This is a genomic window from Thermogemmatispora sp. (assembly GCF_042408735.1).
GTDB lineage: Bacteria > Chloroflexota > Ktedonobacteria > Ktedonobacterales > Ktedonobacteraceae > Thermogemmatispora.
The window spans coordinates 14,044-27,809 of record NZ_JBHOQV010000083.1; the positions used below are offsets into that span (position 1 = coordinate 14,044).

General features: G+C 60.4%; 10 protein-coding genes. 2 read left to right on the top strand and 8 right to left on the bottom strand.

The window, feature by feature from the left end:
- Positions 1–38: 38 nt before the first annotated feature.
- The 7 genes from ACFMO7_RS06450 to ACFMO7_RS06480 form a co-directional block, all read right to left on the bottom strand.
- Positions 39–1,559, bottom strand: a complete 1,521-nt coding sequence (locus ACFMO7_RS06450; RefSeq protein ID WP_376794696.1) for an O-antigen ligase family protein — start codon at positions 1,557–1,559, stop codon at positions 39–41.
- A gap of 8 nt (positions 1,560–1,567) precedes the next feature.
- Positions 1,568–3,643: a P-loop NTPase gene (locus ACFMO7_RS06455; RefSeq protein ID WP_376794697.1), complete on the bottom strand. Its 2,076-nt coding sequence runs from the start codon at positions 3,641–3,643 to the stop codon at positions 1,568–1,570.
- 266 nt (positions 3,644–3,909) lie between these two features.
- On the bottom strand, positions 3,910–5,442 hold the full coding sequence (locus ACFMO7_RS06460; RefSeq protein ID WP_376794698.1) for an exopolysaccharide biosynthesis polyprenyl glycosylphosphotransferase: 1,533 nt from the start codon (positions 5,440–5,442) through the stop codon (positions 3,910–3,912).
- A gap of 46 nt (positions 5,443–5,488) precedes the next feature.
- Complete coding sequence (locus ACFMO7_RS06465; protein WP_376794699.1) at positions 5,489–6,802, bottom strand: glycosyltransferase family 4 protein; 1,314 nt, start codon at positions 6,800–6,802, stop codon at positions 5,489–5,491.
- 80 nt (positions 6,803–6,882) lie between these two features.
- Entirely contained in the window at positions 6,883–8,328 is a 1,446-nt protein-coding gene (locus ACFMO7_RS06470) for a nucleotide sugar dehydrogenase (protein ID WP_376794700.1), read from the bottom strand.
- Between the two features lie 135 nt (positions 8,329–8,463).
- Positions 8,464–9,555, bottom strand: coding sequence for a Gfo/Idh/MocA family oxidoreductase (locus ACFMO7_RS06475; protein WP_376794701.1), 1,092 nt, complete (start codon positions 9,553–9,555; stop codon positions 8,464–8,466).
- Positions 9,546–10,673, bottom strand: coding sequence for a DegT/DnrJ/EryC1/StrS family aminotransferase (locus ACFMO7_RS06480; RefSeq protein ID WP_376794702.1), 1,128 nt, complete (start codon positions 10,671–10,673; stop codon positions 9,546–9,548). The genes ACFMO7_RS06475 and ACFMO7_RS06480 overlap by 10 nt, the downstream gene beginning before the upstream one ends.
- On the opposite strand from ACFMO7_RS06480, the gene ACFMO7_RS06485 reads away from it, so the two are divergent.
- Positions 10,672–10,851, top strand: a complete 180-nt coding sequence (locus ACFMO7_RS06485) for a hypothetical protein (RefSeq protein WP_376794703.1) — start codon at positions 10,672–10,674, stop codon at positions 10,849–10,851. The genes ACFMO7_RS06480 and ACFMO7_RS06485 overlap by 2 nt on opposite strands.
- A gap of 675 nt (positions 10,852–11,526) precedes the next feature.
- Positions 11,527–12,015: a hypothetical protein gene (locus tag ACFMO7_RS06490; protein WP_376794704.1), complete on the top strand. Its 489-nt coding sequence runs from the start codon at positions 11,527–11,529 to the stop codon at positions 12,013–12,015.
- A 313-nt stretch (positions 12,016–12,328) separates the two neighbouring features.
- On the opposite strand, the gene ACFMO7_RS06495 is transcribed toward ACFMO7_RS06490, so the two are convergent.
- Positions 12,329–13,597: a lactate racemase domain-containing protein gene (locus ACFMO7_RS06495; RefSeq protein ID WP_376794705.1), complete on the bottom strand. Its 1,269-nt coding sequence runs from the start codon at positions 13,595–13,597 to the stop codon at positions 12,329–12,331.
- Positions 13,598–13,766: the final 169 nt, after the last annotated feature.

Sequence of the window (13,766 nt, forward strand, 5' to 3'; positions counted from 1 at the left end):
CCAGAGATTCATCTGCCAGTTAGAAGAGATCAAGTATATCAATCATGGGTGTGTGCGTCTGCCGTAGCAGGAGTAGCAACTAAACTGGCATGGAGCAGGGGCGAGGAGATCAGGCCCAGCATGAGCCAGCCGAAGCAAGCCAGCGGCGGCAGAGTCCAGCCATTAATACTGATGCTATTGATGCACAGCGCCCCAACGGCGGCCAGGCCACCGGCGAGCAAGGCCCGATGGCGGGAGTCGCACAACTGCCAGTTGCGCCAGCCCTTCCAGAGATAGCAGGCCAGGAGCGCGAGAAAGACCACCAGCACGGGCAGGCCCCCCATAGCGCCAAATTCCAGATAAGAATCGTGAGGATGGGCCAGGGGCACATACTGCAGAGGCGAGCGGTAGGGTCCAGAGTCCTGCATATAGATGCTCAAGCCGAAGCCCACCCCGGTGAGCGGGTAAGCCATAATCACGTTCAGGCCTGTTTCCCAGGCGCCCAGGCGCAGGGATAGCTCGCCCTGGCCCGTCAAGTGGCCGAAGAGAAGCTGAAGCTGATCAGAGAAAAAAACCAGCAAGATCAGCGAGACCAGAAAGATGCTCAAGGCGATCTGCAAGCGCAAGCGCCAGCTATCAACAAGGAGCAAAAAGAGGATCAGGCCACAGCAGGCGGCCACCCAGGCTCCACCGCTGAAAGTGAACAGGAGAGCTGGACCGATAAGCAGGGCCTCGCTCAAATAGACCAGGCGAGCTACCCATGAACGGGTGTGGGCATAGAGACCCAGGGGAATAAACAGAACAAAGGCGAAAAAAGTGCCGTTCCAGTTAGGGTCTACAAAGAAGCCCCCGATACGCTGTACACCGGTCTCGCCAAGAGTGAAGTTCGAGACGCTCTTCAAGAAGGGATCATGGAGCGAGGTCCCAAGGATAAACTTTCCGGTTACCTCGATGACGATGGTATGAGCAGCGATCAGGGCGCCGAAAGCGGCGAGCAGCTCCAGGCTGAGCCAGAGGCTTTGCAAATTGCGCGCTGTATTCAGGCCAAGCCAGAAGAAGAGGAAGGAGCCGACAATAATATTCGGGTAGTAGAAAAGGGCGTCATCCAGGTTGGTCGCGCCCCGTAGGGCTGGGAAGATCGTCAGGCCCAGGAAGAGGAGCCAGAGCCAGAGGGGACGAGGCTCAGCCCAAGGGCGCTGAGGCGAGCGACCAAGGAAGAAAACAACCAGGAGGACCAGCGTGAGCAACTGGGCCGTTGCAATCAGCGACATATAGAAGTCGAGATAGAGATGGACCAGGGCGACGGTCACAGCCAGGATCTCATCGCAGCGCAAATAGAGCAGCAAAACTAAGAAGAGCAGGCCAGCGATCATGGCGGTGGCCATCGAGGCGGCCTGGCGGGTGACACTGGTCGAAGGAATAACGGTTCCCACCAGTAGAGGGGCAAAGACCTCCAACATGCCCACCAGAATCAAGGCCCCGATGAGCAGGGCCAGCAGCCCTGCGGAGGGAGTTAATCGCTCCCTCCGCTCGCGCTCGCCCGAGAGTCCTCGCAGTATGGTCTTCTCAACGATGCTCATAGCCCGTCTTATCGCTCTCCACGCTGTCTATGAGGTTCTATCGAAGGCATTTCCAGCGTTTTCAGCTCGGTAATGTCGGAACCACGCTGGCCTGGACGCGGAATAGGGGTCTCGGCTGGCTCCGCTGGGCTGTTAGGCTCCTGGCCAGACTCACGCTGCGGCCAGGTGTTGGGCGCGCTGTAGCGCTCTCGGGCCAGCCGGGGACGGGACGGAACCGGTGAGCCTTTCCCTTCCGACCCCGCTCCTCCAGGCGAGGTCATAACACGCTGCACCTGAGCGGGAGTGGCCGGCTCGGCTAGCGGCTGGCCCGCAGCGGGTCGCTGCTGCTGCGCTGTCGCGGGCAATCCCGCTGACGGCTGCACGGGCGAGAGCTGGCCTATCCCCTTCGTTGAAGCTGGAGAGGGTTCGCCTCCTGGCTGGCGCTCCTGTCCCCAGCGATGGCTGACAGGTGTCAGACTCCCGAATTCGCTATGCTCATCGCCGGCCGCCTGGTAGTAGTAAGGAGCAATACCGCCGCGCTGTTCCTTCTGCTTATTGACCACGCAACCAATGATGCGTACGCCCGTCTGGCGCAGCAGCGCGCGCGACTGACGGATGTGCTCTTTACGGGCGCGCGTGATGTCGACCACCAGGAGAGCGCTATCTACCCGCGAGGCCAGAATGCTGGCGTCGGACAGACCAAGCAGCGGCGGGGCGTCGAAGATAACGATATCGAAATAGTAGTCTGCCAGGTTGGAGAGCAAATTGCGCATGGCCTGCGAATCGAGCAGCTCGGGGGGATTGGGTGGAAGATGGCCGGCGGGCATCAGCCACAGATTGGCGGTGCTTGTCTCATAGAGGAAGCTATCAAGAATGCCGCCCTGCTCGGTTGGGCGCTTGCGAGAAGAGGAGACGCTGGGCAGAGGCGTCGTAGAGGACTGGCTCATAGCCATAATGGCGCTGCTCAGGCCAGCTTCGGCGGCGGAGACGCCAAAGAGGCGATGCAGCATTGGACGACGCATGTCGGCATCGATGAGCAAAGTGCGCTTCCCCGCCTTGGCCATAAAAATGGCCAGATTGGCGGCGACGGTGCTCTTGCCCTCTCCTGGCAGGGAGCTGGTAATCAACAGATAGTTTACAGGCGTATCAATAGAGCAGAAACCGATATTGGTGCGGAGAATACGGTAGGACTCGATGAGGCCGGAGTGATCCTTCGGATTGAAGATCTCCTTCTCCTCCGAGGAGCGCACGCGCCAGACAGTAGCCAGCACGGGATAGCCGAAGAGCTGAGCCAGCAGCTCGCCGGTGCGCACGCGCGTATCGAGCTGTTCGAGGAGCAGGGCCACCAGGACCCCGATCAGCAGCCCAGTTACCAGACCTGCCCCGGTATTGAGCAAAGTGCGCGGCTGAGCAGGACTGCTCGGAGGCGAAGCTTGCTGAACGATCCGCAGAAAATTGCCATTCTCCGCCTCGGTCAGCTCCAGTTGAACGAGGGCCTCTTGAACCTGCGAATAGCGGTCCTGCAGGGCTTTGAGCCGGGCCTGCAAGACGCTGATCTGCTGCTGATCGTTGCTGGTGCTCTCGATTTTGCTGATCTGATTGCTAACGCTATTAATTTGCTCTTCTGTAGAGGTAAGCTCTTGCTGTAGCTGTTGCTGCGAGCGTTGATTGTCTTGCTGGATAGCGGCATCCTGCTGCTTAATGAAGGTCTGAGCGATATCGTTCGCCAGGGCCGCGGCGCGAGTCGGACTTTCATCCAGCACGGAGATCTTGAAGAGCTGGGTGTTGGTCTCGGTGGTCGCGGAGACGCGCGAGGCCAGGGTCGAAGCGTTCAGGCCCGGAAAGTGGGAAGCCACTTCGCTAAGGACTGGCTGGCTCGTGACCAGGGTAGCCTCGGTATCGACGAGCTGATCGCTGGCCAGCAGGTTATTGTAGTCAGCCAGATTGTTGCCTGTGCGGACTGTAACCTGCATAAGGACCGAAGCCTGGTAGAGGGGAGTCATCAGCTTGCTGGCGATCAAGGCCCCGGCGCCGACCGCCAGGCAGCAGATGGCAACCAGCCACCAGCGCTTGGCTAGCACGGCTGCGTACTGAGCAATAGTCATTCTGGGTGTTCCTCTCTTAGAGATACCTTTGCCCTGTCTTTGCTCTCGTTGTTATATGTATCGATCTTGGCTGGGAATTGTAAACTTCTGGGGAAAGAGTGGTAAGAAGGTCCTGTCCCCAACCGGCTGGTGAGGTTAGTGCTGGCTCCTCCCGGTCCTTCTCCCTCCCCTCTTCAGTGAGCTGTCTGACTGTTTGTGTCCATTCCCATCCCAGTGGGGTATACCATGCTCGGGCTGTCTAAGGGCGAGAGCTGGCGCCTGCCCACCTAGACGCCGCGCAGCTTAATCACTTCGATAACCGTTCTCAAGATAATGAGGATATCCAGTATGTATGATTGATGCTTGATGTAATAAAGATCATACTGCAGCTTTTCTAGCGCTTGCTGGCTTGTAAAGGTATAGTGATATTTGACCTGAGCCCAGCCGGTCAGGCCCGGTGGAACGCTGAGCCGGCAGCGATAGAAGGGGATTGTTTTTTCCAACAGGGCCACGAACTCCTCTCGCTCGGGGCGAGGCCCGATCAGGCTCATTTCCCCGCGCAGGATATTGAGGACCTGGGGCAGCTCATCCAGGTGAGTAGCGCGCAGAAAGCGCCCAACGCGCGTGACGCGCATATCGTTGTGGCAGGCCCACTGAGCTTTCCCATCTGCCTCGGCATCGACGCGCATTGAGCGAAACTTGTACATCTTGAATTTACGGCCGTTCTTGCCGAGGCGCTCCTGGCAGTGGAAGAGCGGACCGGGCGAGTCAAGGCGGATCAACAGTCCCAGTGGAGGAAGCAGCACCAGCAGCACTAAAAGGCCAGCCAGGCCGAAGACCAGATCGAGCAGCTTGCGCCAGCAGAGGTAGAGGGGAGAGAGGTTCGCGCCTGGCAAGGCGATATACCATTGACCTCCGATCTGCTCTACAGGGATCTTGCCGCTCACGTTCTCGTAGACACAAAGAGCTGGCACTAGCGAGATGCCCAGGTGGGTGCCGGTAATGGCTTCCTGGACCAGAGCGGGATTCTCCCGATACTCGGTGGCCATAATCAACACGTCGATCGCTTGCTCCTCAATCAGGTGGCGCAGCGTGCTTCGTCCCCCGAGGATCGGCAGGGGCAGAGGCCGCTCGGCCATTGCCTGAAGATCATCTTCTTCAGCGATATAGCCCAAGATATCGATAGTTGAGCGTCTCGGAGCCACCTGCAACTCTCGGGCTATGGCCTCTCCAATAGCGCTGATGCCGACAATGACGGCCTGGCGCCGAAAGGGAGGCGTATGCAGGCATTGGGCTACGGCAAGGCGCCAGGTGGCGATCAGGGGAAGGCTGACGCCGGTGAAGGAGAGGGTTGTGATCAGCAGGGAATGCAGGGCGCGGCCTTCCAGGGTTGCGCTCAGGGCCAACCAGAGGCTGGCCAGCAGGAGCAGCGTCATGATCGCTCGCAGCGGGCTAACCAGGCGACTGGACATTCCATTGAGATCGTAGGCACGGGTCAGGCGAGCGGCAAAGCCCCACAGGAGAGCGGCGCAGCCGATCCAGGCAAGGTGCATTTCCCAGGGGGCGACAAGACGACTACTGCCGGCTACTGGCTGGTTAGGTACGATCAACAAGGTGAAGGTTACCAGCAACAGCAGGCTATCGCCGCCGATCAAGATGAGTCGCCAATCGCTGCTGGAGAGACGGCAGCGCACCCTCCGGCTGATCTGTCCTCGCTCGCCATGAGCGATGGCGGACAGGCTCAGGGTGGCGCTGCTCGCCCGGTAGTCCCTCCGTGATTCTGCTTCGCTTCCCTGCTGATATTCCTGCTCTTTTAACATAGATTCTTCCTTTCTCTCCTCTGCCTGCCATCTACTGCTTTTCTGTTTATCTATATGATATATATTTTTCTGAATCTATCGTATTATGTTCTTGCTGCTTTGGTTCTGAAGAAAGGGCTTGTGAGAAGGAGGGACGAGAGAGGAGGGCGGCGATTTGGGCGTCCAGGCGGGCGCTGAGCTGATCGTAGTCAAAACGTGCCTCTGCCAGAGCGCGACCACGAGTGCTGAGTGCCTGGGCCAGAGCTGGCTCTTCATAGAGCCGGATGATCGCCTGGGCCAGGGCTGTTGGATTCTCTGGCTCCACAAAAACGGCAGCCCCGGCCTCCTCGGCTGCCAGGCGGCGGGCCTCGCCATCGACGGCTAGCAGAATCGGGCGTCCGCAGGCCAGAGCCTCGTACATCTTACAGGGGAGGGCCCCCTCAAAGAGTGGGAGCTTGCGCATCATAATCAAGCAGGCGTCAGCGGCGGCCAGCAGCAGGGGGACCTGTTCGTGGGGGAAGGGGTCCATAAAGATGACATTTTCGAGGCCGCGTCGGCGTGCCTCGGCCAGCAGTTCTGGTTTAGCGCCGCCATCGCCGACCAGGCGAATGCGGATCGCCGGATAGGGGCGCAGCTGCTCGGCGGCCTCCAGGAGGGTTGTCAGGCCGTGAGAAATGCCGAGGGTGCCGGCATAGAGGACAGTAAACGGCTCTTCCCAGCCCAATTGCCGTCGTGCCTCATCCTGGGGGCGAGGGAAGAACTTCCTGGTATCCACGCCATTCGTTAGAAAGAAAACCTTCTCCGCGGCCAGACCGCGGCGCAGCAACTGGTCGCGGATGCCCTCGGTGAGTACCCAGACCAGGCGGGCCCGTTCGTAGGACGACCATTCCAGCCACTCGGCCAGGCGGATCAACAAGCGGTTGCGCAGCACGCCGAGCTGTACCGCCGACTCGGGCCAGAGATCAGAGACCGTGAAGATATAGGGGCAACCTTTCCAGCGAGCAAGGAGGCGTCCGGCGATAGCGTTGAAGAGCGGGTGCGACTCAACAATCAGCAGGTCCGGGCGCCCGACGGCGCGTGCCCCCAGGACAGGGGCCAGGCAGCCGAAGGAGAGATGAGCGAGAATACGCCGCAGAAAACCACGGTTGGGACTTGTGTAACTCCAGATACGCACCACGCGCACGCCGGCACGCAGCTCCTCCTGCAGAAGGTGCCCGCGGTACTCGGGAGGGACCACCCCGCTTGGATAGTTCGGCACCGTTGTCAGGACAGTGACCTGGTGGCCTCGCTGCACCAGGTGTTCCGCGTACTGACTGATTCGCGAAGCGGCAGCCCCCTTCTCTGGGGGATAGTACAGCGTTAGAAAGAGAATATAGGCCATAAATTCTTCTATTCCTTAATCTTCTGCAATGCGCACATGAGAGCTATACGGGCGGACGAAGCGACGTCGCCAGCCTCCAGCTACAGGGTGCTCTCGGGCTGATGGCTGGCAGTGGCTGCAGAGCGCTGGCCAGAAGGAGCCAACGGCTGCTGCCTCATCTTGCCCGGACTACCGTCCCCAATCGCGATATAGCGCATTCCGAGCGCCTCAATCTCCGAGCGTTGCAAGGCCAGGCGGCCATCGAGCACCACCCGACAGCGAGTAAAGAGGCCGAAATCGAACGAGCGATAAGCTGTATGAGCCGCCTGAAGAATAATAGCGTTAACCTCGGCGGCTGCCGACGGAGAGAAGGGTGTATAGCCAGCGGCGCGAATTTCCGCGGGACTAAAGAGCGGGTCATCGGCGAGAACGCGCGCCCCCCGCTCCTGCAAGGCTGTTCGTAGCAGGGCAGCGCTACTGAAGGCCAGCTCTCGCACATCGCCGCGGTAAGCGATGCCCATAATCAGGACGGTCTGTCCGCGTAAGGAGCCGAGGGCCATTTCAAGGCGCTGGACCGCGTAGGCGGCCATGCTATCGTTGATGGCGCGGGCCTGGCGGGGGAGCTGGAGCAGGGGAGTCGTACCTGCGGCTTGCTCACTAGCTTCTGCCGCACCCGCAGCGGCCAGCAAGAAGTAAGGGTAGACAGGAATACAGTGGCCACCGACGCCAACGCTGGGACTATGGATATGGGAATAGGGCTGGCTATTGGCGGCAGCGATCGCCGCCTGAACATCCAGGCCGTGAGCATCGGCAAAGCGCGCGAACTCATTGGCCAAAGCGATATTCACATCTCGATAGGTGGTCTCGATCAGTTTCACAAACTCGGCGTCGTCGGTCGAGGGCATCGTGATAATCTCCGAAGTATCGAGCACCGAGCGGTAGAAAGCCACAGCCATCTCAGTACTGAGGGGATTGATTCCCCCCACGACCTTGGGATAAAGGCGCAGATCGCGGAAGATCGTGCCTGAAGAGACCCGCTCGGGACTATAGGCCAGCCAGAAATCGGCGCCGGCCTGCAGGCCAGACTCGCCCTCCAGGAGGGGAGCCAGGCGGCGGGCAGTTGTTCCCACAGGCAAGGTCGTTTCATAGAGTACCAGCGTCTCGGGCTGCAGTCCCCTGCCAATGGCGCGGGTAGCGGCATCCAGAGCGGCGAAATTAGCGCGATGGGCCTCATCGATAAGGACTGGAACGATCACGACGACGGCCCGTGCCTGACGTACGGCCGCCGCCGTATCGCCCGTTGCGCGCAATTGCCCTTCGCGGACCAGCCGGGCCACGGCCTCCTCCAGACCAGACTCCTCATGGACATGGGAGCGACCGGCATTGATCTGCTCGACGACGTCAGGGTTGACATCGCAGCCGATCACCTGCCATCCGTGACGGGCATACTGTACGGCCAGCGGCAACCCGATCTTTCCCAGTCCAACAACGGCTACCGTTGCTGGTGGCAGGGCGGTGATTGGCGGCTTCAGAAAGTTCTCCTCCATGCTCTTCTCTGCGCTGCAGTCTCGTATTCCCGTCCTTCTTCCGCTCAAGACCCTAGAAGAAGTGCTGATCTCTTGGACCCTGGGGCTGAGGCCAGGACTGAAGAGGAAGAGGGTCGGGAAGGCGACGAGAGGGGCCTACCCATGCGGCTCTCTCTCGTGGAAAAGGCTCAGGGCTGTCCTGGCAGCTTTGCCTGGGCCGCTGTAGTCAGCCGAGGAGGCATCTGGTCCCTGTGTGGGCAGGCCGCTATTGGCCAAAGCGGAGGCCAGGAGCTGCTGAACCACCTTCAGAACGGCCAGGCCATCCTCTCCCGAAACGGAGGGGCTGCTATCGTTCACAATGGCGCGAATCACATCCTCATACTCGCGACGCAGGGGTTCCGCCTTCTGGATCTTCAAGCGGGTCATCGTCCCCTCACTCACGCCTGTCAGGGAACGCAGCGCATCCCAGGAAGTAGGAGTATAGTCGTTTTCATAGAAAAAGACATCCTGAGTCAAATAATTCAACAGGAACATGCCCTTCTCGCCGGTAATCGTCAGCTCACGCACCTTGGTCGGCGTCAACCAATTGACATCCAGCACCCCGAGAGCGCCGTTACTGAAGCGCAGCAGGCCCAGCAGCAGGTCCTCGCAAGTGCGATGGATATGCTGTTGCACCTGAGCCGAGACCTGTCTGATCTCGGCGTCCAGCAGGTAGCGCATCGTATCGATCTCGTGTGAGGCCAGGTCGAGGGTAACACCGACGTCGCGGATCCGAGGCGGGAAAGGCCCGATGCGGCGTGCATGCAGGTGGAAGATGCGTCCGAGAGCGCCTGCGCTCAGGAGGCGCTTGACTTCCGTTACCGCCGGATTGAAGCGCTCGATATGGCCCACAGCCAGGTGCACATTGCGCTGGCGGGCCAACTCGATCAGGGCCTCCGCCTCTTCGGGCGTGCTGGTCAAGGGCTTTTCGACCAGGACATTGAGGCCGAGGTCCAGGGCAAAGGCGGCCACCTCGCAGTGGAGGTGGGTTGGGACGACCACCGCGACCAGCTCGGGGCGCTGCTCTTCCAGCATCTGGCGATAGTCGCAGTAGCCAGCGATATGGAAGCGCTGCGCGGCGCGCTGCAAAGCGCTGGTGTTGGTCTCGGCGACCGCCACGAGCTGAACAGAGTCCTCCAGTTCCTTCAGGACGCGCAGATGGTTCCAGCCCATCGAACCGGCTCCCACCACGGCAGCCTTCAGGCGCATAGGGCGATCACCTCCCGGGCGATGGTCTCCAGATCGGCCTCGCTCAGTGCCGGGTGGACGGGTAGCGAGAGCACCTCGCGCGCCGCTCGCTCGGTCTCTGGTAACTGAGCCAGCGGGCTATCGCCGCGCACGCGCATCTGTCGTTCAGGGTTCACCACATAGAAGCGGCTGGCCTGGCTGCGATAGAACGGTTGCTGATGGATGGGAACCGGGTAGTGAATGGCGGTGGCGACGCCGCGCCGCTGCAGCTCTGTGGCAACCTCATCGCGCCGCGCCGGAACGCGGATAGTGTACTGATGGTAGGTATGGCGGCAGCCGGGGCGTGTCACCGGTGTCTGCACGACGCCCGCCAGACGCTGGTTCAAATAGGTGGCGTTGGCGATCCGTCGGCGAGTAAACTCCTCCAGCTTGGCCAGTTGAACCAGGCCGAGAGCGCCCTGCAGGTCGGTCATGCGCAAATTGTAGCCTAAGCCAATGTGGTGATAGCGGCTGGCCTGTCCATGATTGCGAAGCAGGCGCAGCCGTGCGGCGACGTCGAGATCGTCGCTGGTGATCATGCCCCCCTCGCCGGTGGTCATGTTCTTGGTGGCGTAGAAAGAGAAGCAGCCGGTGCCGAAGCTGCCCACCGGCTTACCGGCGAAGCTGCTGGCATGGGCCTGACAGGCGTCCTCGATCAAAATCAAGTGATGGGCCTCGACCAGCGGTAGCAGACGGCCAAGGTCGCAGGGATGGCCGTAGAGATGTACGGGGAGAACGGCGCGGGTGCGCTCGCTGAGGGCCAGGGCCACCTGCGCCGGGTCGAGGGTATAAGTTTCCGGCTCGATATCGACAAAAACCGGGGTGGCGCCCGCCAGCAAGATCGCGTTCGCCGTTGCAGCAAAGCTGAAGGCGGTGGTGATCACTTCGTCTCCCGGGCCAATGTCGTGGGCCAGAAGGGCGAGGTGAAGGGCCGCCGTGCCCGAGGAGACAGCAATCGCGGCGCCAACCTGGCAGAGTTCTGCAAAACGCTGCTCGAAAGCAGCAACGTACTTGCCCTGAGCAAGCAGACCAGAGGCCAGGACCTCGTGGATGGCAGCCTCCTCCTCAGCTCCTAACAGGGGGCGAGCAATCGGAATCATGGCTTTCTCACTTCTCACTGCGCCATCGATCGGCTTTGGGCTGATCGGACTCTCCATAACCGGGCGGAGCAGTGCCGGAGCCGTGGGTCACTCACTGGTCAGCGGCAAGATGCGGGAGGCGGCCTCTATCGGTTCGACGGTTGAAGAGCTTCTCAAAGCCTGCATGCTGGCCAGATGATGGTTTTTAGACATAAGCCAGGGAATGTGGTTCCCAACGCTCCTGCGCCACTCTGCAACGCTCTTTCGTTCTTTAGAGACATCGTCAGCAAAGCATGGGTGAAAGTAGTCCCTGCCACCGCCTCCAGCAAGTGCTCTTTTGACGCACTGTCAGACTGTCGAAGACCAGTATAGCTGACCTGCTGGCAATTGTCGTCCCATTGGTGGCTATTTTTCCAGGAACTGATAACCGTTTTTCTCGGCAACATTGACCGCTGCTGGCGGTTAACAATTACACACCGCTCGGCGGTGGCTGGCGAGAGCCAGGAAAGCTTCAATAGGCTTCCCTGGCCGATGAAACCGTCCACTCATCCGTAGGACCGCCCCGGCAATTCTGGCTACTCGCCTATGGCTCATCGGCTCCCTGTGCTATATATCCTGCGAGGGCATCGATTGGAAGCTGTCGATTCATGGTTGCTCTTCCAATCGCGGCTGGCCTCCAGTGCCGGGCCTCGCTCAGTGGGGGTGGCGGCGTGGTCGTTGAAATGGGGCGCGCCTCCAGGCTGGTTGATCACGGCTCGGTGCTGCGGGGGCTTGGCTGGACAGGGAAGGAGAAAGTTGCTGCTTCACAGTGCTGGTCAGTTCCTTTAGAGCGTGACCTGTATTGTATCGTTGCTTTTGCATAAAGGAAAATGCTATGTCAGAGCAGACATTGACTCATTTTAGAAAACGTCGAAAAGGGGCGGAGACGCGCATTCTCCACTTTGCTTTTCAGGACCTCTTGCCTCCTGGGCAGACCCTGGCCTTGAGCCTGGGTACGCGGACGCTCTCTTTGCTTTGTGATGGGAAAATGGTGCTTGATCAGCAGTTTAGCATCAATGAGCTGCGTGTCCTTGAACCTATTTTACAGGCTTTCCCCCATTATTGTCCCTACGAGGTTTTGCTTGCCAGCTTGTTGTCAGCGCCGGTGACTCCCAACGCCATCGCTCGTTGCCGTCAGCGTCTACTCGAAGCTCAGGGTAGCCAGCGCTGGCAGCAGGAGCTGCGCCCAATCCGCCGCGCGCTCTCCTCGGTGCGCAGTAAGCTGCATCGCTTTGGTTTGGAGATCTCCAATGTGCGCGAGCGTGGGTGCAGTCTGACCTGTCTGACCTATCCTGGCGGAATTGCCCGTCGCGAGGTGGTTTGAGCTGACAGCGGGCAGGCAGCCCCTATGCCGGTGACTCTCCCTGGCCAGGCGACTGCCTCGAAACCTCGGGCCTGGGCCGGGGAAGAGAAGTGATCATCTGGAAGAGGGTGAGCAGGCGAGACAGGAGAGGGACAGGGAGCGCGAGGCTGTCTCTCTGCTCTTCTGAATCGCTCTCGTTTCGCTTGCTCGCCGCCCCATCTGGCCGCGGATCGACAACTCCAACAAGGAGAAATTCTTCCCTCTCGCCTGGCCTTCTGGCTGACTGACTGGCTGGCTGGTTGGCCGCTTTGGGGGGAGCGCGCCCGACGGTCTCTCAGTGGTCGCGGAGGCGATGGAGGACCTCGCCGGCCTGCTCGACGACCAGGATACCCTCGGCCTCACGTCCTTTCCACTTTTCAGGATCGATGGTCCGTGGGTCCCGGTAGCCGAGATTGACGCGCTGGCAGCGTTCGGCCTCGATGCCGGTCGCCAGAGTTACCTGGATACGTGGCTGTTCACGTCCAGTGATAGCGTCGTAGCTGCCGGCCCCTTTGACATGGGTGCTGTGGGCTTTAATGGTGCCGGGGATAGTACCAAAGCGCTCGGGCTGCTTGAGAAAGTAGTCGCGCACGTGATAGCCAACGCGCTCGATCAGGGGGCCGTGGGTATAGGAGAATTCGCTGATTGTGGGGGCATAGATGATGACCTCGCCGCCGTCGGCCACGACTGGTTCAGTTTTATACATTGCCTTGGCGCCCGTCCACAGATCGGGGTAGAGCGGGGCGGCCATCGCCAGCACGAGCTGGTAGGGGCGTGGATGGGTAACAATGTTGAGGCGCGCCGAAAGGTTGGCGGCCGCTTCGAAGGCCTGCCGGTAGTCGCCGATGTAGAGTCCATGCAGATTCTGCCCCTGCATCACAAGGGCCAGCACGAGCAGCGGTCTGGGCACGAGTTCGGCAGCGCGGTGCAGCAGGCGGCGTACGGGCGTATCCTTGACTCCAATTGTGTGGAGGCTGGTCACGAGCGCGCCCAGCCAGTGGGTGGTGTTGATAATCTCCGGTCCGGCGATGCCGGGAAAAAGGTACTTGGCTCCTCCTGAGAAGCCAGCGACCTCGTGTGGGAAGACAGGGCCGCAGATGATTAACTGATCGTAGTCGAGAATGCGGCGGTTGAGAGAGACAACGATCTCCTCCCTGAGGAGTCCGGCGGTCAACTCCTCGACTTCCTCCGCGCTCAAGCTGCCGAGGGTCTGCAGCATTGTGGGCCGGTTCCACTCGTGGTTGAAGATGCGCAGACCGGGATAGTAGTGAGCGCGCTCTGCCGCCGATAGACCCACCAGGGCCGTAATGGCGGCCTCGCTCAGCGGCGGGTGCGTACCAAGGGCAATAAGGTAGTCGAGCTGGGCCACTCGACCGTACAGTTGCTCGTTCAGCAGACGAAACAGGAGAGGAAGGGGCGCACTGCGCGTGCCGTCTGGAATGATGATCAGAACGCGCTGCCCCCTGAGGGTCACTGATTCGAAGGTGCGCTCCAGCAGTGCGCTCACCTGAGTTGGAGTGAGTGGCTCGCTGACGCTGCCCTCGCCGAGGAGCATTGAGTCCATCTCTCCTTTCCTATAGTAGCTCGATCTCGACTGGGCGCTGCTCCGATCTGGGCGGCTTGCCCTTCGTCATAGATTGTATCATCTCAGTGTGGCAGAGGGGGTCAGGGAAATCGCAGTCGGGGCCTCTCACTCTTAAGGGGACATGGGAAGGTTCAGGGCAGAACTGGCG

Excerpts from the sequence above, each read along its gene's own strand:
- ACFMO7_RS06465 (WP_376794699.1), bottom strand. The coding sequence starts at position 6,802 with ATGGCCTATATTCTCTTTCTAACGCTGTACTATCCCCCAGAGAAGGGG.
- ACFMO7_RS06490 (WP_376794704.1), top strand. The coding sequence starts at position 11,527 with ATGTCAGAGCAGACATTGACTCATTTTAGAAAACGTCGAAAAGGGGCG.
- ACFMO7_RS06450 (WP_376794696.1), bottom strand. The coding sequence starts at position 1,559 with ATGAGCATCGTTGAGAAGACCATACTGCGAGGACTCTCGGGCGAGCGC.
- ACFMO7_RS06495 (WP_376794705.1), bottom strand. The coding sequence starts at position 13,597 with ATGGACTCAATGCTCCTCGGCGAGGGCAGCGTCAGCGAGCCACTCACT.
- ACFMO7_RS06475 (WP_376794701.1), bottom strand. The coding sequence starts at position 9,555 with ATGCGCCTGAAGGCTGCCGTGGTGGGAGCCGGTTCGATGGGCTGGAAC.
- ACFMO7_RS06460 (WP_376794698.1), bottom strand. The coding sequence starts at position 5,442 with ATGTTAAAAGAGCAGGAATATCAGCAGGGAAGCGAAGCAGAATCACGG.
- ACFMO7_RS06455 (WP_376794697.1), bottom strand. The coding sequence starts at position 3,643 with ATGACTATTGCTCAGTACGCAGCCGTGCTAGCCAAGCGCTGGTGGCTG.
- ACFMO7_RS06480 (WP_376794702.1), bottom strand. The coding sequence starts at position 10,673 with ATGATTCCGATTGCTCGCCCCCTGTTAGGAGCTGAGGAGGAGGCTGCC.
- ACFMO7_RS06485 (WP_376794703.1), top strand. The coding sequence starts at position 10,672 with ATGGCTTTCTCACTTCTCACTGCGCCATCGATCGGCTTTGGGCTGATC.
- ACFMO7_RS06470 (WP_376794700.1), bottom strand. The coding sequence starts at position 8,328 with ATGGAGGAGAACTTTCTGAAGCCGCCAATCACCGCCCTGCCACCAGCA.